The following is a 19096-nucleotide window of genomic DNA, read 5'->3' as shown; positions in this document are numbered from 1 at the left end:
GGCATTGTATTGGGTGGCCTGAATGCGGATCATAGCCATATCATTCTGGGCGAAGGCGCAAGCGTTAAAGGTGGGCAGGGCGGAGACCGGGGATTTCGTGGAGACCATGGTTCAGTCCAGGAAGGCACGATGTCGCCAAGCAATGGCAAACCAGGTCTGGCGGGCAAGGGCGGTCAGGGCATATGGCTCAACTCTGGCGCCGACTTGCGAATAGATGTCGGTAAAGGCGCAGTTATTCAGGGCGGCGACGGTTCAACTGGCGGCATCGGGATTGAAGGTTCTGCATCCCAATCCATCGTCGGTGTGGCGGGAATAGTGTCCGGTGGCCTTGGTTCTGATGGAACACGCGCAAACGCTGTTTCCATCAATGGCACGGACAATGTGCTGCAGCTTCGCAATGGCTATCAATTGGTCGGTGAAGTCAATCTGGGCACTGATGTCATGCTTTCCTTGGCAGGTAGTGAGAATGCGACCTTTGATCTCAGTGGTATTGGAACCCAGTATCTGGGCTTGAACCATCTGATGAAGCAGGATGGAAGCACTTGGACACTCAACGGAAAATCCAGTTCACGCTTTGCGGATGTGAGCGTTAGTGCTGGCCGTTTGGTGGTTGGAAGCCAGTCTTATCTGAAATCCGACATTGGTTTCGTTGATGGTGGTGAAGTTGCCGTCAATGGAAACGGCACTGCAGATTCCGCGAAATGGACTGTCGATCAGTCTCTTCTCGTTGGCAATATCAATACAGGCAGCCTTGAGATTTCCGATGGTGGCACTGTCAAAGTTGGAAAAGATCTGCTGATCGGCGAGAATAATTCTGTCTCGGGTATGGTCAATATTACCGGCTCGCAGTCGAAACTCACTGTAGGTGGCATGTTGGCCGTTGGCGATTCCGGTCAGGGATCCATGACTGTTTCTGACGGCGCACAGGTTCAATCCGGTAAAGTTGCTATCGGACGAAACTCTGGTTCAATAGGCTCTGTTGTCGTCACTGGCACAGGTACAAAATGGACCGCGCAGGAAATCTTTGTCAGCGGCGGCAATGTTGATAATGATGGCGGTCGTGGCTCACTGACCATTTCGGATGGCGCAACGATTGGTGCGCCACGCGGTATGATCGATGTTGGTGATCATGGGGCCTATGGGGTTGTGAATATCGGCGCTGCCGAAGGAGAGAACGCAGTAGCACCAGGCTTCTTCGTCGGAAGTGATCTTCTGCTCGCTCCCTTTACAGACGCAGTCTTTAATCACAATGCAACTGACTACAGTTTTGATGCGTCGATATCGGGTTTTGCAAACCTCAAATTTCTTTCGGGAACAACGAAACTGACGGGTGACAGTTCGCTTTTCAACGGCAATGCGACCGTCACCAATAGTACCCTGAACATGGCCGAAAGAGCAAAACTCGGTGGTACGCTGACGGTCGGCAGTGCCGGTCGTCTGGAGGGTTCAGGCCAGGTCGGAACGACAATCATTAATGCAGGTGGCACTCTCGCACCGAGCGGCACGCGGTCGATGACCATCAATGGTGATCTCACACTGAATTCCGGCGGGGCATTTTTACCAAGCGATACAGCCTCACTCATCGTGAACGGCAATGCGACGTTTAATAGCGGCGCGGCTTATAATTATAATCTCGCCGTTGGTGGGATAGCGACCAGCGCAACAACTGTCGTTAACGGTAACGTTGCTTTGAATGGTACGACCTTGAATATCTCAGGTGAACCAGCAATCGGTTATCACCGCTTGATCTCCTATACAGGTAGCCTTACGCAGGAGAATGGCGGACTGAATGTAGGTTCAACGCCTGACACCACACCTTTTGGCTACAATTATGCCATCGACACTTCCGTTTCGCGGTCAGTTGACCTGCTTGTCAGTCCTCAGGGGCTGAATATTCTCCAGCTGTGGGATGGCGGCATTCCTGGTGGCAACAATCAGGATGGCACATGGAACACTGCAAGCCAGAACTGGTCAGACCCAATTGGCGGCACGGCTGACACAACATGGGGCCATGGCTATGCCATCTTCCGCGGGTTTGGTGGTCTGGTCACGATTGAAGGCGCTCAATCAGCGGTCGGATTGCAGTTTGCGGGCGGCAATTACAGAATTGATGGGAGTTCAGGTGCCACACTCAATCTGGTGGGCTACAGCGGTCCCGGCCTTGAAATTGATGTGCCGGAAATACGTGTCCTCAACAATGAAGGGGCTGTGATCAGCGCCGATATTACCGGCACATCAGGTCTTGAAAAAACCGGAGACGGCCTGCTCGTTCTATGGGGAAACAACACATATAGCGGCAATACTTACGTCAGCGGTGGCATACTTCAAATAGCCTCGATGCAGAACCTTGGTGCATCGAGCAATACTCTCATTATCGACAATGCCATGCTACGAACCGCGAACAGCTTTGACATGACCCAGGCCATAACGCTTGGCGGCGTGTCGACGATTAATGTTCTCCTCGGCGAAGAAATGAAGCTTTCGGGCGGCGTTACCGGCGATGGTATGTTGTTCAAGGACGGCGGCGGTACGCTTCTGCTCAGTGGAGCTAACAGCTGGTCCGGTGGCACTTGGATTAACGACGGTACGTTGCGTATCGAAGAGGGTAACTATTCGGCGATCGCTTACAACTCCGACTATGTGATCACGGGCGGCTTGCTCGACCTCAATGGTATGGATTTGCGGATGCGTTCGCTGATCGGAAGTGACGGCGAAATTTCGATTAATGCTTCCACACTCACAATCGCGCAGGATACCGATACTATTTTCGCTGGAAGAATAACCGGCAACAACTTTGACAGCAATCTGATCAAAACCGGCAACGGAATGCTCGTGCTTACCGGCAATAGTTCTTATTACGGCAGCACCACAATTTACGGTGGCTCGCTTGCGATCTCCGATGCACGGAACATTGGGCTTAACGCTGGCTCTTCCAGACTTGAGATAAACAATAACACTGCGCTGATAACTCTTGCCGATATCGAGCTTAATCGTCAGGTGACTTTGGTTGGAAATGCCACAATCAATACAATCTTCGGCACAACACTCGAATTAAGCGGCCCAATAACCGGATCTTTGGGCACGCTCTACAAGGATGGCGCCGGACGGCTCATCATCTCTGGCAATGGCACCTATGGTCAGGGAACTGTAATTGCTGGCGGCATATTGCAAATTGGTGATGGAGGCACGACCGGCTCCCTTACAGGCAATATCGCCAACAACAGCCTACTGACCTTTGATCGCTCAAACACCTATACTTACAACGGCGTCATCTCCGGAGAAGGCGCGGTTCTTCAGGCAGGCTCGGGGACAACCATCCTGAGCGGCGATCACAGCTATACCGGCAACACATTCATCACTTCAGGTACGTTACAGGTCGGTAACGGCGGCGAAACCGGATCGATTAGCGGCTACGTGCTCAATGATGGCACGCTCGCATTCAATCGCAACGATGATTATACTTTTTCAGGTCTGATCGTCGGTACCGGCGCACTGGTGCAGGCAGGGTCCGGCGCACTTATCCTTGATGCCGATAATTACTATACCAGTGGAACGAGCATCGAGAGCGGCACGCTTCAGATCGGCAGCGGTGGCAAATCAGGCTGGATCACAGGCGATGTTGCCAACAATGGAACGCTGGCCTTCAATCGCTCTGACGCATTTGAATTTGCAGGGAAAATCAGCGGGACCGGCGGCTTTCAGCAGAAAGGCGAAGGCGCTGTCATTCTCACAGGAGATAGCAGTTACACAGGGGCTACCGATGTACTGGCCGGGCGGCTTGCGGTTAATGGTTCCATCAGTTCTTCGATACTGACAACAGTGTACGAAGGTGCAGAACTTGGCGGCAACGGTACTGTCGGGCAAACCTTTGTCGATGGCGGCACACTTGCACCCGGCAATTCAATCGGCACCTTAAACGTAGCAGGTGATCTGCAGCTTACCGCATCATCCGCTTATCAGGTTGAGGTTTCACCGACCAATTCAGATAAGGTCAACGTTTCAGGACAAGCGGATTTGGGCGGTGCCACTGTCCAGGCTATGTTTGATCCTGGCGCTTACATAATGAAGCGTTACAATATTCTCTCCGCGAACGGTGGCCTTTCAGGCACAACCTTTGGCGAAGAAGTAACAACAGATCTGCCAGAGAATTTCGCCTCGCTTCTGCGATATGATGCCAATAATGTTTATCTTGATCTCGAAATGAGCATTGGTGGTTTGAATGTAAACCAGCAAAATGTTTCGACAGCACTCGTCAACTACTTTGACGAGAACGGCCAGATTCCCGTCGCCTTCGGAGCATTAGACGCGGATGGGCTGAGCGCGGTTTCCGGAGAACTTGCAACAGCAGCGCAGCAAACCACCGTTGATGCTATGAGCCAGTTTATGAATACGCTTGCCGATCCGCTGGTAACGGGTCGAGCCGGACGTATCACAACATCACAAACAACGGATGCGAGCGCTTTTGAAAATCGCTGGAGTGTTTGGGGTGCTGGCTACGGTAGCGCTCGTTCAACCGATGGCAATGCGACTATAGGTTCGCATGATACTCGCGGTCGCGTTTATGGCGTAGCTGTTGGCGCGGACTATCTGGTTTCGCCCGATACGATCATAGGCTTTGCAGTTGCTGGGGGAGGCACCAAATTCAGCCTCGCAGATGGCATGGGTAGTGGTGACTCCGATCTGTTCCAGGCAGGTATCTACGGCAGACATAATATTGGCAATGCCTATATCACTGGTGCGCTTGCTTATGGTTGGCAGAGCATTGATACCGAACGTACAGTTTCATTCCACGAAGCGGATCAGCTCAATGGCAGCTATCGTGCCAATTCATGGTCTGGGCGACTTGAGGCTGGCTATCGCTTTGAAACGCCATGGCTCGGCATAACGCCTTATGCTGCGGGCCAGTTTGTGAGCTTCGATCTGCCATCCTATTCGGAAAAAGCCTATGCAGGCAGTGACACCTATGCGCTTAGCTATTCTTCTCAAAAGGAAACGGTTGGACGCAGCGAACTGGGCTTGAGCCTCGACAAGTCTATCGCACTTTCCGACGGTGTGTTTACAGCCCGTGGACGCCTTGCTTGGGCCCGCAATTTCAACAATGAGCGAAGTGTCTTCGCTGCAATAAACGCCCTGCCCGGAGCAGGCTTTGTGGTCAATGGCGCATTGCCGCCCAAAGATGTTGGACTTGCCAGCATTTCAGCCGAGATGAGCTGGACCAATGGCCTTTCACTCGGAGCAGCTTTTGATGCCGAGTTTTCAGGTGCCAGTGCCAATTATGCTGGCAAGGGCGTGCTTCGTTACAAATGGTAGAAACGCGAGCTTGGGCTATTGTGGCCCAAGCTCTGCAGCGAGTTCGTGAACGCTTGAGCGAATATCATTGAACATCCCGAAATTAACGCGGTTTGCGACGACCAAAATACCGAGTTTACGGTTGGGTGAAAGTACCACATAAGTCATAAAGCCGCCGAGGCCGCCGCTCTTACCCAGAAGCATAGGTGTACCATTGCGTGGCATCGTTACAACCCAGCCGAGGCCCATTCCTTCCCCGCCGGTCACTTCCGTGCCAACGACACGTTCGAGGCCGTCATAAGGTAACCACATTGTATGGTCGAGCGTATGTGCTTCCATTGTTGTAGCGGTTGGATTGAGATGCCATTGCATCCACTTCACCATGTCATCGGCCGTCGAATAAACACCGGCACTGGCATACATAATGTCTGGTACGATGTTGTTCGGATCATTCTTGTTGAATGGATCAAGGCCAACCATCATGCGCTTTTTCTGCTCGTCGTTCAGCACTGTTGTTGTGTCAGCCATGCTCGCAGCTTCAAATACTCTACTCTTCAGCAGATCGGCAAAGCTGCTATTGCCTGCTTTGGCGAGTGCATCCCCCATAAGTCCATAACCGAAATTGGAATAGAGCGTGGTCGTGCCGGGCACGTAAGCAGGTGCATTTGATCCGATCCATTTCCAGTAATAGTTGCGATTAAAGGCATCAAACGGATTGTCGGAAGGTTTTGCGCTCGGATCTGCAAGCTCGCGTGGCAAGCCTGCAGAATGCGTGGCAAGATCAAGTAATGTAATTGGTCGACCCGTCTGCTTCACGCTTGCACCATCTGGAGCGTACTTCGCGAGCGGGTCTGTCAGCTTCAATTTACCATCGGCTGCCAGCGAGGTAAGCACATCGGTTGCGAACACCTTCGAGATAGAACCCAATCGAAATATCGATTTCCCGTTTGGCTCCGTATCGTTGCCGGGCACGGTCTCGCCAAAACCTTGAACGATACTTTCGTCGCCGCGAACCACTGCGATGGTGAGTGCTGGCGCGCCGGAATTGAGGAACAGTGCCATGCCGGTCATGGAGACGGCGTCCTTTAAAGCGAGGTCCTCAGCACTGGATTGCTGGGTCGCCATGACGACCAAACTGCTCGATATCAGCAAAGCGCGGATAAGGCTTGAAGTGCGATAGTCAAACGATTGGCTCGAACGCATGTTGATCCCCTGTTCACAAACTGGCGTCGCTATTTTCATGCCGCAAGCATTGAAAACAAGCCTCGTCCCGAGCAATAACAGAAGGATGAATCAACCTGCCCGTTGGATGAGTGGTCTTTGTGTTTTGAATGTTGAATGATTGGGTTGTATTACACGCCAAGTCTTTCGCGCAATGGTTTACGATAAACGCGAGAAACTGGCCAAGACTGCTGTATGGCGCGCATTTTGATCAACCATTTATCCGGCTTGCTGCGATCAACATCCGAGACATGCAGAACGTTTACGAAGGCCGTGCGATGCACTCGGAAGAAGAGGCTTTCCGGTAATATGCTCATCCATATGCCAAGTGCGCGTGAATCAAGCACCATTGAACCATCACTGAGCCAGATTTCACTGTAGTTTCCTGCAGACCGCACGCCGACGATGGTTTCAGGGCCGACACCACGCACAACGCCGCGTTTTCTCAGATAAACAAGTGCTGCTGTCTCGTCGGTGATTTCCGGTTCCGGCATGTGGTTTTCGCGTGGGGCATAACGTGCCTGCGCAATAAGTCTTGCGCAATGAAACATGGCCTTTACCTCTGAGCCGGACCAGTTCTGGTATTCATGCGTGGTATCGAAGCCGATAATCCCGCGCAGACGCTCGTTATGAAAGATCGGGATGCTGAGGATGCTCTTATTGCCCTGACGAATGAACTCGACCTGTATCGCCCGCGCTGCGCGCGGGAGATTATGAACATTGTTGACCGCAACAGCACTGCCCGCTGCAAGATAACGATGCAGCCACGCTATCAGTGTTGTGGGTGTTTCCTGAAGCTCTTCTAGATAAGAGGTCGTTTCAACGCGGCACCATTCATGCGTATTGCGAAAACGCAGGAGATCTTGTCCATATTCGATCATCCAGGCTCGATCTGCGCCGGATACATTGCCAACAAAGCGAAGAAACTCGGCTATTGCAGTGTCGATAGGGAGTTTGAGAAGATCCATGGCACAGGCAAAGGGCCAGTCCAGAGCTGACGCGTCTGCGCAGTCTGCTTCCGAATAGATACGGTAAGACTCACCGATACTGTCCAAACTTGGCCCCGAAGTTTGTTTGTGTTGCCTGGTGTTCTGATTGTTGCCGCCTTTTTGCACGCAAGACTGTGCTGAGGTGATCTATGGATAGGCTTGGTATTATCCATCTTTTGACAATAATATCCAGAATTTTGGCTGCAATTTTTATGAAAAATTCCTTTTATTACTGAAAATAGACTTATCGTTACATATTTAGGCTTTTCTCTATTTTAAGTTGCATGGCGTATTTCTCAATTTGGCTATCGGCTGTGAATTTTCGAATTCAACCCTTGCGAAGGTGAATATTAATGTAATAACATTACAAGCATTGGTTTTGACCATGTCCCAATTTTGAAAGAATGCCTGAGCTTATGAGTGACGCCTGCCTGACTTTTCGCGATCTGACGCTTGGCTATAACAGCCACCCGGCGGTTCACCATCTCAGCGGTGCAATCCAAATTGGCTCACTGACTGCGATTGTCGGCGCTAATGGTTGCGGAAAATCGACCTTGATGAAGGGCATTGCCGGTATTCTGCGGCCCATGGCGGGAAGCTGCATCGTCCAGGAAGGAAAAAGCATTGCTTACCTGCCGCAGCAATCGGAACTTGACCGTTCCTTCCCCGCACGCGTTATTGATCTGGTAGGGCTTGGTTTGTGGCCCAGGCTCGGGCTTTTGAGCCGTCGTACTGCCGAAGACCGCAAGGCTCTTGCTGATGCGTTGATTGCGGTTGGTCTCGAGGGCTTTGAAAACCGTTCGCTTGATAGTCTGTCTGGGGGGCAGTTGCAGCGTACACTTTTTGCGCGTGTTCTGGTTCAGAATGCTGATCTGATTTTGCTGGATGAACCATTCAATGCAGTCGATGAAAACACGGTCGCTGATCTGATAGAGCTTATCAGGGCGTGGCATTGTGAAAAGCGCACGGTGCTGGTGGTCGCGCATGATCTCGATCTGGTGCGTGACCATTTTCCGGATGCATTGCTTCTGGCGCGCCGACCCGTTGCCTGGGGTAACACACGCGAAGTGCTGACATCAGAAAATCTTGCACGCGCCCGGCACTTCAACGAAGCATGGGATGAGACGGCGCATTGGTGCGATGTGGGGAACGCGAAGCATCAGGAACATGCCGCTCTGTCGGGCAGGGAAGCTGCCTGATGTCCATGATCCAAGAATGGCTGATAAGCCCGTTTCTCGAATTTGCCTTTATGCAGCGTGCCTTGGCTGGTGCGATCATGCTCTCGATCAGCGCATGCCCGGTGGGCGTGTTTCTGATGTTGCGACGCATGAGCCTGACTGGTGATGCGATGTCCCATGCCATACTGCCGGGTGCGGCTGCAGGTTTCCTGTTTTACGGACTGGAAATTGTCCCCATGACGATTGGCGGAATGATTGCAGGCGTCATCGTGGCACTCTCCGCAGGCGTCGTGTCCAGACTAACAATACAGAAAGAAGATGCCTCCATGGCTGCTTTCTATCTGATTTCACTGGCGATTGGCGTGCTGCTCGTCTCCATGCGTGGATCGAGTGTTGATCTCATGCATGTTCTGTTTGGGACAGTATTGGCACTCAACAATGATGCGCTGGTTCTCATCGGATTGGCTGCGGTTGTGACCTTATCCGCACTGACAACTCTCTGGCGGGCATTGATCGCGGAGTGCCTTGATCCGCTGTTTCTACGCTCGGTCTCGCGGTTGGGTTCGCCTGTGCATTTCATCTTTCTCGGGCTTGTGGTGTTCAATCTCGTTGCAGGTTTTCAGGCGCTGGGAACGCTGCTTTCGGTTGGGTTGATGATCCTTCCTGCTGCGGCAGCGCGGTTCTGGACAAACCGGGTCGAGACAATGTGCATTCTGGCGACATTGTTCGGCTTGGCAGCGTCGCTGTTCGGTCTACTGTTGTCTTACCACCTCTCTCTGCCATCAGGACCGGCAATCATCCTGTCTGCCGGAGGGCTTTATTTCGTGTCGGTGATCGCTGGAACGCGCGGGCTTTTGCTCACGCGGCGAACCCGACGCGCGCATAGAATAGCTTAATTGAAAGAAGGACGAACCAAATGATGAGGCAATGGAAACTTGCCCTTGCGACCAGTATTGCGGTCGCGTCAATCTGCCTCCCAGCCATGGCTGCGGATAAGAAGCTGAATGTCATCGCAAGCTTCTCCATCCTTGGCGATATGGCGCAAAAGGTTGGCGGAGATCGCATTGAACTCCGCACACTGGTCGGTCCAAATGGTGATGCACATGTTTATGAGCCCAAGCCTTCGGACGCTATTGCCATGGCAAAAGCTGATGTCGTGCTGGTCAACGGGCTGCAGCTTGAGGGTTTTCTGTCCCGTCTCGTTGAGGCGAGCGAAACGAAAGCAGTCATCCTCGAAGCAACCAAGGGTGCGAATATATTGCGCGATCCGCATGGCGGTCACTACCACTATTACGGCACAAAGGCTGTGTTCCACGAAGCGCCCTTTGATCCGCACGCATGGCAGTCGGTCGGCAATGCCAAGGTCTATGTGCAGAACATTGCCGATGCCTTTTGTGCGGCAGATGCGAATGGTTGCGATACCTACAAGCAGAATGCATCTGCCTATAAAGCCGATCTCGACAAGCTGGATACCGAAATCAAGAATACGGTCGGGTCAATTCCGCAGGAAAAGCGCGTGGTTGTCGTCGCTCATAATGCGTTTCGGTATTTTGAGAATGACTATGGCATAAAGTTCCTGTCGCCACAGGGGGTCTCTACGGAATCTGAAGCGTCAGCTGCCGATGTTGCTGGCGTGGTTCGTGATATCAAACAAGATCACGCTTCAGCAGTTTTCGCAGAAAATATTGCCGACTCCCGGCTTGTCGAACAAATCGCATCTGAATCCGGGCTCAAGCTTGGTGGTGTTCTCTATTCGGATGCCCTGTCTGCCGCTGATGGTCCAGCCGCGACTTATATCGACATGATGCGGCACAATGCCGAAACCATTCGCAACGCAATCATCCCCCAATAAGCGCAGCTCATATCACTACGGCTGTGGCTTTGAATGTTATGTAATATCATTAAATAGGAGAGTTCTATGAAGAAGCTTATGCTGACAGCCTCGGCGATTGCCATGGCAGCGGTTTTGGCTGGCGGAAGCGCGAAAGCAGAGGATGACGTAACCGCATGGCGGCTCTTTGTCTCGGATCATGCAGAGCCTGTCGTCAACGTGATTGATGCGCTTGATGGCGACAAGCTTGCCAGCTTCAAGGTGAAAGGCCCGGCTTCGCTTTATCGCAGCGAAAGCGGTGAGACTGTTTATGCCGTACAGGGTGCTGACGGCACAGTTTCAGCGATTTCATCGGGAATTTCGTTCCACGATCACGGCGATCATGCAGATATCGATATCGATGATGCAAAGCTTCTGGACGTATCGCTGACGGGAACGAAGCCTGCGCATTTTGTCGAACGTCAGGGTAATATAGCTCAGTGGTTCGACGGTGAAGACCAGGCACGTTTTTTCACCGAAAAGGCCGTTGAAGATGGCAAGCTGGATGTGAAAACGGCCAGCGTTGGTGCTGCACACCATGGCGTTGCCGTTCCTTATGATAAATATGCCGTCGTCACGATCCCAAATCCGGACGATGCATCCAAGCGTCCGATCGGTGCGCGAATTGTTGACTTTGATGGGAATAAGGTTGGTGAAGACGTTGCTTGCCCCGGCTTGCACGGTTCTGCCGGATCGGGAAGCATTTATGCTCTTGCCTGTGATACCGGCCTGTTGCTGATCTCGCAGGACGGCGACAAGCCTGTCATCAAGCATCTTCCTTATGATCCATCGCTGCCTAAAGCCAGCGCTTCAACTTTGATCGGCGGCAAGGGTCTGCAGTATTTCGCGGGCAACTACGGACCTGACCGTATCGTTTTGGTTGATCCATCTGAAGCGGATGGTGGTTTCCGTCTCGTGCAATTGCCGACCCGTCGCGTGCATTTTGCTGTCGATCCGGTGCGCCCAAAGTTTGCCTATGTCTTCACGGAGGACGGCCAGCTGCACCAGATCGATATTCTGAAGGGTGAAATCATTCATTCCATCAAGTTGACCGAGCCTTACTCGATGGATGGTCACTGGAGCGATCCGCGTCCGCGCATCGCCGTCGCGGGAGACAACGTTGTGGTGAGCGATCCTCTCCAGAGCAAGCTGCACCTCGTCAATGCTGTTTCATTTGAAAAGGCTGGCGATATCAAGGTTGAGGGCAAGCCTTTTAATATCGTTGCGGTTGGTGGTTCCGGCAAGGTCCATGAAGGCGAAGAAGGCCATAACCACGAGGGACACAAGCACGAGGAACATAAGCACACAGAACATAAACACGACTGATAGTTTTACCTATCTCCGTCCGTCGTGAACTTGGCCCGGCCTTAATGGTCGGGCTCTTTTTTAGTAATTGATAGTGACGATTACCGTGTCCGTATAAGTGCCTGAAGTGGGCGTTGTTTGTGGTGCAACGCGGCCATAAATAGTAACATTTTGCACTGCCCCTGTTCCTGTGCCGGGAACGATCTGGTTCGCAGCGCTGCCCCATGCCACGGTGCGGGCAGCATTTGAGTAAAGTCCATAGATGATCGCATTTGACCCAAGTGTCATTCTGCGCTGTGTAGGCTGAGCATTGCTCAGGCCACCACTCAAAGCAATACTGTATGGCAGTCCAAGTGTGCAGTTGATGGTCAGGGTGCCCGTTGCATCGACGTTGTTGAGGAGATTACTCTGTGAGCCGAAATTGATGTTTGTTGCGGAAACCGTGCAGGAGCGGTTGATGTTTGCCTGAACGGTAAAGGTTGGTTGAATAGGGTTGTCTACAACCGTCGAGCAGTCAGGTGCTCCCAACAGATAGCGAACATAGTTTACGCGCGCTTGCCCGCCAGCAAATGTTGATAGGTAAGTCCCTGCGAGTTTCGATGCCTGCGAGCCCAGAATACGACCATAAATCGTGCGGGTTGCCGTTCCCGGACCCAGAATAGGAGCGATAACATCAATTGGAGGCACTGTTCCCAAAGTCGCGTTTGTCGATGAGCCCCACGGGATCGTGCGGTTCGCATCCTGATAAAATTGGTAAGTCAAATTATTAGTGCCATTCAACATCAGGCGATTGCCGCCAGAACTTCCGCCGCTACCGGCGTCAAGGTTTGGGCACAAGCGCATAAGAAGGGCGAGATTGAGTGAACTCGTGCAGGTGACACTCAATGTTGCAGTTGTGTCCACCGCAGCACCTGACTGGAGATTGACGGTGCCGAAATTCATGTCGGTGATGCTGGCCGTACAAGTTTGAGCGAGCGCTACACTCATACCCGTGAGGCTCAGGAATATTGTGGCAATGATCGTCAGAAATTGTTTTCTCATTGGTCTTTCCGGCACACGGCATCAGGTATTGTGGTGCGTCCGCTTGCAGTTGCAGGGGCATTGAATGTGACGGTGCAGTTTTCACCGTTTGATTGCTGTACGCTAAGCGTATTGGAACTGGCTGCATTCTCGATATAGACCTGTCCCTCATAGCCAACGATTGTATCCTCGCTACCGTTGAGCTTAGCGGAAGCGCCTGTTTCAATATATTCGCCTGCCTCGTCACGGATGGTAACAAGAACCGGCGTGTTCTCGGCAGAGACATTGAAATCAACGACTGCGCCGCTGCGATCACTTGGACGAACGACCTGGCGGGTTGTTTCAACGCTGGCATCAAGCGGCAGGTTCGAAGGGTCGATCGAGATGGCATTGGCCTCATAAGAACGGAGATCCGTCACCAGGAACTTACCGCGCTTGTCGGTTTTTCCAATGGGGCGGTTTTCGTAAAATACTTCAACGTCAGGCGCGCCGACATCCACCACGCTGAAGGCATCATCGACGCGGTTAGACAAGAACACGCCGCCACCAGCTGCGATAATCGAGCCTTCAAACTGCGCATTCGCCCTTACGTTGTCGTTATATTTTTCGACGCCTGCTTCCGCGCGACCGATAGCGCTGCGGTAGCTTCCGCTCGCCGCCACGATATCGTTCTGACCGTAGGAGCCTCGCACGCGCCAGCCGGTGCTTCCAACGACGGGTTGTTCTGATTTCATCAGCTCTGCGGTGACACTGGTGCCTTTATCGTCTGAGGATATGCCGCTTGAGGCTGTGATGTTGCCGTCCAGCGTCCATGACAGGCCCGCAAAGACACCAAATGATCCTTTGCGTTCCAGGTCCGTGAAGGTTGATAAAAAGACGTTGCCTTTGTGTCCAATCCCCTTCGTTGCTGTAATGCTGAGGATGCGCGATTTGTCGAAATCCGCTGTTTCAAGCTGCGCATAGGAAAAATTGAGGTTCATATTTTCAAATATCGGCGGCAGGGAAACCGATGCCTGATCAAGCGATCGCGGAGGTTTGGCACTATAGATTGTTGAAGGGAGTCCGAACTTTGCGATGTCGGCGGTGACGGAAGCGATATCGTTGAAATCACCAAAAGTACGCTGCGTTCTGGCAAAAAACTTGATGTCCCAGAGTTCGGCTTCAAGACTGGCTGCAACCTGATAGCCTGTCTCGTCACCAAAACGGCTGGCAGATGCAGCTACGGAGCCAATGCCGAAAGTGCCGATATTGAAGACGCCACCTGCGCCTCCATTGTAAAAATCTTCGGCACCTTCGACATGGGCTTCGAGGGTCAGTTGATTGGTGAGACCATAGCGCAGTGTAGCTGAACCAACGGGCCTTTGATCGTAATCGTTTGACTCAACGCCGTAATAGCGACGCGCAAAGCCTATTTCAGCGGAGAAATCTGCCAGCCCCTTCGCCAGAAGGTCAGAGGATGCATAGAACGGGGTTTCGGAAACCGTTTCGCGGCCAAGTGCGTCGCGCACAACCAGCCGTGCGGTGCCCGAGCCGGTCACAATCGGCAGATTGGTAATGGAGAATGGACCGGACGGCACCGAGCGTGACGCACGCTGGGCATTATCGACATAGACATCGACAGTTGATGGAACTGCTGCGGAACCTGAAAGCTCGGGCAAAGGCATCGTCACCAGATCAGGGCGAAGATTGAAATTGCGGCGTATCTGTATGCCACCCAGACGGGTAGGACGGGTCCAGGAAAGGCCGCCGGAGATGATGTCACCAACATTATACGTCATCAGGCGATCTGGATCGGAGTAAGACCAGCGCGTATCAAGGCGCGTCGTACCGAAGTTTTCTGCATCTGACGAGCTTAGAATTTGCGATGAGGTGAGAACGCCATAGGGTCCGAACAATCGACCTTCAAGCAAGCTGGAAACACCCTGGAATGATGTGAGGTCGTCCCATTTCGGGCCGCCAGTCGAGCCATAGATGGTGTAGTTGACCAACCCTCCCATATTGCTGGTTATGACAGGCTTTTCCTCCTCTTCTGTGGGCGGAACGTCGTCAGCCTGCGCGTCGATCACGCGCGCTGCACGGCTTCCCTCCACTGCATCAAAACTCACAGTCTGGTTTTCTTCATCATAAGTCGCCACCACACCGGGTAGCCGACCTATATCAACCCAGCCATCCTCTCTTATTGCTTCTTTCGCAGGCTTGATGCCCACATTCTTCAGTTGCTCTGGCTCGATCAAAAGGAGCCCGTCGGGTGTTTGACGAAAGGCAGCAATCAACTCACTAGGCGAACCATTCACGAAGACTTCAAGTTGCAGCTCCAGAAATTCGCTGTCAGAATGATTTAATTCCGCCAACGGGGGTGGCAAATCCTGAGCCGCAGCCTTCGGAAAGGCTGAGAAGATCGTCATACCGGCAATCGTCAGAACAGCAAGGTCAACCGCCCTTGGCGTTCGCTTGAGCATTAAACGGGCCAGCTTCGCTTTGTGCCGAGATTATCAGCGAGCCACCACCTCGATTGCCACTTGTTCCCGGTATGAACCAGGAAGCGCTGGAATTACCCAGGACGTATCCGACAAGTCCCTTTTGCTGTGCGACTGATGCGCCGCCTTTGCTTTTTACAGCCAGATCGGAAACGCGCAGCCGTTTGTCGCCGGTATTGCGTGCTGTTACCTGATAGCCGCCTGACTTTGGCTGTGCGCTCCAGGCTACAGCAGCGCCGGAATTTTCCGGCGGCGAGAAAAATACCGGAATGGAATGCCGAACGACGAAGGTAACGGTTCCGGATTTCTTTCTGGAAGCACTTGGCAGTTCATCGACAATCAAACGATAGCTTTCTTCGGCCTTGACCGGGCGCTTGGATGTACGCACCACGCGAACCATATTTTCACCGCCCGGTTTGAGCTGTGAAATTGGCGGGCTTACTGCGACATCGGTGGCCGGGGTATAGGTGTCAACGCCGTTGCTCTGGCTCCATTTGAAGATTCTTACCTGCACGCTGATTGGGCGTTTCGCATCATTGGATATACGTACGCTCGATGCTGCCGTCGGCGCGCTAAGATCGACAAGCACCGGTGAAACACGCAACGATACGCTTTGCGAAAACGCAGGAGTTACGTGCAGACCGGCAAGTAATGCCGCCGCTAACACTAGACTACGCATGATATTTTTCCTTTATGCTCAGTACGTGATCGTCGCCGTTACCGTATCGGTATAGACGCCCGGCGCGGGGGTGTTCTGAGGTGGCACGCGGCCATAGACAGTGAACTGTTGCGGTGCGCCGGTGCCAGTTCCCGCGAGTGTGTTGGTGCCGACAGTCGTGCCCCAGACAGTGTCTCTCGCAGCTGTCCGATAAAGAGAATAGGTAACTGTTGCGCCGCCAGTGCCTGTCATAAGGCGATTGGTAACTGTTGCGCCTGAGCCGCCGCTGCCAGCACTGAGTGCCAGATTAAAGGGCGTGGTGTTTGTGCATTGCACTGTAACAAGACTGGTCGCATCGGTGTTCGTCGTGAGCACCCCATGAGAGCCAAAATCCATGTTGGTCGCTGAATTGATCTGGCAGGCGCCAGCAATCGTTATCTGCACTGTAAACTGCGCAGTTGTTGTCTGAGCAAAGACGATTGACGGAGATAGAACTGCCGCCGCCGCCAAAGAAGCTAAAAGCGTACTAAACTTAATACACATATTCCCTCCTGTATGCCGAAAACAGACTGATATCAGCCGTCCTCCGATGTTGTTCGCATCACAAGTATATGTATCTATTTCACTTCACTGATTTGGAATTCTATGGGTATTCCAAATCCATATCAATGTTCATTTGGTGGAATTGTTAGAAAATTTTATATAGCAATCATGCTGATGAATATTGGTGCAGTTTTCGTTAAATTCATTATCTTTTGCAGTTTTTATTCAACTTAAAATGTCAAAATTAAACAATAAAAATCGATATTGTACTATTTATAGATGTTCATATTGACTTGGATTTTCGTTTGTAGGGTTGTCTTCACGTAAAGAAAAGAAATTTTGTCATGTGGTGATTGGATGACTGATTCCCGTATCCGGCGGTGGATTGTGAGTGCTGATGTCATCTGACTGTCACGCAGGCGGAATAAAAGCGCGCAAACCATTCAGATTGCACGCTTATGTTACATGAAACCAAAATACACGCGGATGTTGCTGTAAAGGCAGAAGGTTTAAGCCTTGCCTATGGTAGCAATACGATCCTCAAGAACATTGATCTGGCACTGCCAAAAGGTCAGACGCTTGCTCTGCTTGGCCCGTCAGGATGTGGGAAGACAACTCTTCTGCGTCTCGTAGCCGGTTTGCTTGCGCCGACCAGGGGTTCTGTCACGATCAATGGTGTGCAGGTTGCTGATGCGGCGAGTGGTCGTTTTGCGCCGCCTGAAAAGCGCCACCTCGGCATGGTGTTTCAAGACTACGCACTCTGGCCGCACATGTCGGTCTATGGAAATGTCTCGTTTCCGCTCGAAATGCGTGGTGTCGGGCGTGCCGAGCGCGAAGCGCGTGTGAAATCTGCACTCGACCGCGTTGGTCTTACTGGCTTCGGCGATCGCTCGATCAGCGATATGTCTGGCGGACAGCAACAGCGTGTGGCGATTGCGCGTGCAATCGTTGCCGAGCCGGGCCTCGTATTGTTTGATGAGCCCCTCTCCAATCTTGATCGTGAATTGCGCGAAAACATGGTCAGCGAAATCGGCCAGCTCGTCGCCAATCTCGGTCTCACCGCCATCTATGTGACGCATGACCAAAGCGAGGCTTTCTCGCTGGCGCATCAGGTTGCAATCATGCGGGCGGGCGTTATCGAACAGCTTGCAGCACCCGAAATGCTTGTTGCGCAGCCGTCTACGCCAGCAGTTGCGGATTTTCTGCGGCTGGGTTGTGTGATGCCTGTTGAACGCGCAAATGCCGGCTATCGCATAGCGCAAACGGAAATCCACCTGTCGCACCATGCCGCGCCCGCAATGGCGACACATGTGCTGTTGCCGTCACGCTCAGTTCGCAGCGTCGAAATGAGCGACGCATCTATTCCTGCCACCGTTCTGCGCACGCAGTTCCGTGGTGATGGACATCTCACAACAGTCCGCATCGGTTCGCAGCATAAAGGTCACGAACTGACCTATCTCGATAGCGCTCGTCATTCTCTGGGTGTTCCGGTGGGCATTGCAATCGATGCGGAACAACTTCGCTGGTTCGCCTAATAGCTCTTTCATCTCAGGCACATCTCAGGAGAGATTAATGAAGAAGTCCCTTTTCGGTGCAGGCATGGCATTCGCCGCAGCACTGCTTGCAAGCACGGCCGCTTTTGCCGACATCACCGTTTATTCGGCTGGTCCTGGCAAGCTGATTGAAGGTCTGGCCGCTGGCTTCACGGCCAAGACCGGCACGAAGGTCAATATCTTTCAGGCAACCACTGGCAAGGTCATGGCTCGTATCGAAGCTGAAGCTGCCAACCCTGTTGTCGACGTTCTGATTTCGGCTTCCTGGGACACAGCAACCGATTTCGCCAAGCGCGACTGGCTCGTGGCTTACACCAGCCTGAACGCTGAAAAAGTTCCTGATTTTCTGAAGAATGAAACCGCTGTTGCACAGGGCGTTTCTGCTCTCGGCATCGCATGGAACCCGAACAGCAAGACGCCAAAGCCAACCGAATGGGCCGACCTTGCCAAGCCGGAATATAAGGATCTGGTGAACCTGCCAGATCCATCGCAGTCGGGCGCAACTTTCGAACTCGTTGCAGCTTTGCAGGCGGAGCAGGGCTGGGACTTGTTCAAGCATCTGCATGAAAACGGCGCGGTTGCTGCCGGTGCCAATGCAGAAGCGCTGAACCCTGTGCTTCAGGGCGCGAAAGCTGCTGTTTTTGGCGCTGTCGATTACATCTCGCTTGCAGGCAAGGCTAAGGGTGAAGCCATTGACGTGATCTTCCCAACATCGGGCACCGTCATTGCGCCGCGTCCGGCCATGATCCTCAACTGGTCGAAAAATCAGGACGAAGCCAAGCAGTTCATCGATTACATGCTTTCCGATGAAGGCCAGGAAATGGTTGCAAAGGCCTATTTGATGCCTGCACGTTCCGACGTAGCAGCAAACCGTCCTCTGATCAGCGATCTCAAAATTCTGAAGATCGATGCAGAAGCTGTTTATGGCAAGCGCAACGAAACGCTGAAGGAATTCAACGCGATCTTCGGCGCGAAAAAGTAATGAACGGGCGG

The 19096-nt window shown here is 52.6% G+C and carries 13 protein-coding genes; 7 read left to right on the top strand and 6 right to left on the bottom strand.

All coding sequences use genetic code 11. The features are described from left to right. Window positions 1-129 precede the first annotated feature (129 nt). Window positions 130-5310 carry an autotransporter domain-containing protein gene (locus CEV34_RS24760; RefSeq protein WP_210199596.1) on the top strand — a complete coding sequence of 1727 codons (5181 nt, stop codon included), beginning with the start codon at window positions 130-132 and terminating at the stop codon, window positions 5308-5310. A gap of 15 nt (window positions 5311-5325) precedes the next feature. Here the strand turns inward: CEV34_RS24760 and ampH are convergent, their stop codons facing one another. Next, window positions 5326-6492: a D-alanyl-D-alanine-carboxypeptidase/endopeptidase AmpH gene (gene ampH, locus CEV34_RS24755; protein ID WP_007879969.1), complete on the bottom strand. Its 1167-nt coding sequence runs from the start codon at window positions 6490-6492 to the stop codon at window positions 5326-5328. A 149-nt stretch (window positions 6493-6641) separates the two neighbouring features. Then, a complete protein-coding gene (locus CEV34_RS24750; RefSeq protein WP_094544738.1) occupies window positions 6642-7565 on the bottom strand; it encodes a GAF domain-containing DNA-binding protein in 924 nt (307 codons plus the stop codon). 350 nt (window positions 7566-7915) lie between these two features. Here CEV34_RS24750 and aztA point away from each other — a divergent pair, with 350 nt between their 5' ends. From aztA to aztD, 4 genes are all read left to right on the top strand, one after another. Continuing rightward, the gene (gene aztA / locus CEV34_RS24745; protein ID WP_007879960.1) at window positions 7916-8698 is read left to right on the top strand and encodes a zinc ABC transporter ATP-binding protein AztA; all 783 of its coding nucleotides are present in this window, start codon (window positions 7916-7918) and stop codon (window positions 8696-8698) included. Continuing rightward, window positions 8698-9573, top strand: a complete 876-nt coding sequence (gene aztB / locus CEV34_RS24740; protein WP_007879957.1) for a zinc ABC transporter permease AztB — start codon at window positions 8698-8700, stop codon at window positions 9571-9573. Before aztA ends, aztB begins: the two co-directional genes overlap by 1 nt. Window positions 9574-9593: 20 nt before the next feature. Beyond that, window positions 9594-10529, top strand: a complete 936-nt coding sequence (gene aztC / locus CEV34_RS24735) for a zinc ABC transporter substrate-binding protein AztC (RefSeq protein ID WP_007879949.1) — start codon at window positions 9594-9596, stop codon at window positions 10527-10529. A 66-nt stretch (window positions 10530-10595) separates the two neighbouring features. Next, the gene (gene aztD, locus CEV34_RS24730) at window positions 10596-11873 is read left to right on the top strand and encodes a zinc metallochaperone AztD (protein ID WP_094544737.1); all 1278 of its coding nucleotides are present in this window, start codon (window positions 10596-10598) and stop codon (window positions 11871-11873) included. A gap of 60 nt (window positions 11874-11933) precedes the next feature. Here aztD and CEV34_RS24725 read toward each other — a convergent pair whose 3' ends face one another. From CEV34_RS24725 to CEV34_RS24710, 4 genes are read right to left on the bottom strand one after another with little or no spacing between them, the layout of a single operon-like run. After that, window positions 11934-12893 carry a Csu type fimbrial protein gene (locus CEV34_RS24725; protein WP_007879941.1) on the bottom strand — a complete coding sequence of 320 codons (960 nt, stop codon included), beginning with the start codon at window positions 12891-12893 and terminating at the stop codon, window positions 11934-11936. Further along, on the bottom strand, window positions 12890-15331 hold the full coding sequence (locus tag CEV34_RS24720; protein WP_007879940.1) for a fimbria/pilus outer membrane usher protein: 2442 nt from the start codon (window positions 15329-15331) through the stop codon (window positions 12890-12892). The genes CEV34_RS24725 and CEV34_RS24720 overlap by 4 nt, the downstream gene beginning before the upstream one ends. Further along, entirely contained in the window at window positions 15303-16028 is a 726-nt protein-coding gene (locus CEV34_RS24715) for a fimbrial biogenesis chaperone (protein ID WP_007879939.1), read from the bottom strand. Before CEV34_RS24715 ends, CEV34_RS24720 begins: the two co-directional genes overlap by 29 nt. 18 nt (window positions 16029-16046) lie before the next feature. After that, window positions 16047-16550, bottom strand: a complete 504-nt coding sequence (locus CEV34_RS24710) for a Csu type fimbrial protein (protein WP_007879938.1) — start codon at window positions 16548-16550, stop codon at window positions 16047-16049. A 458-nt stretch (window positions 16551-17008) separates the two neighbouring features. Here CEV34_RS24710 and CEV34_RS24705 point away from each other — a divergent pair, with 458 nt between their 5' ends. Further along, a complete protein-coding gene (locus CEV34_RS24705) occupies window positions 17009-18085 on the top strand; it encodes an ABC transporter ATP-binding protein (protein WP_007879937.1) in 1077 nt (358 codons plus the stop codon). Between the two features lie 37 nt (window positions 18086-18122). Continuing rightward, window positions 18123-19085: an ABC transporter substrate-binding protein gene (locus CEV34_RS24700; protein ID WP_007879936.1), complete on the top strand. Its 963-nt coding sequence runs from the start codon at window positions 18123-18125 to the stop codon at window positions 19083-19085. Window positions 19086-19096: the final 11 nt, after the last annotated feature.

Origin of the sequence: Brucella pseudogrignonensis (genome assembly GCF_002252525.1) — a bacterium.
In the GTDB taxonomy this organism is placed as follows: Bacteria; Pseudomonadota; Alphaproteobacteria; order Rhizobiales; family Rhizobiaceae; genus Brucella; species Brucella pseudogrignonensis.
This window is presented reverse-complemented; position numbering and strand designations above follow the sequence as displayed.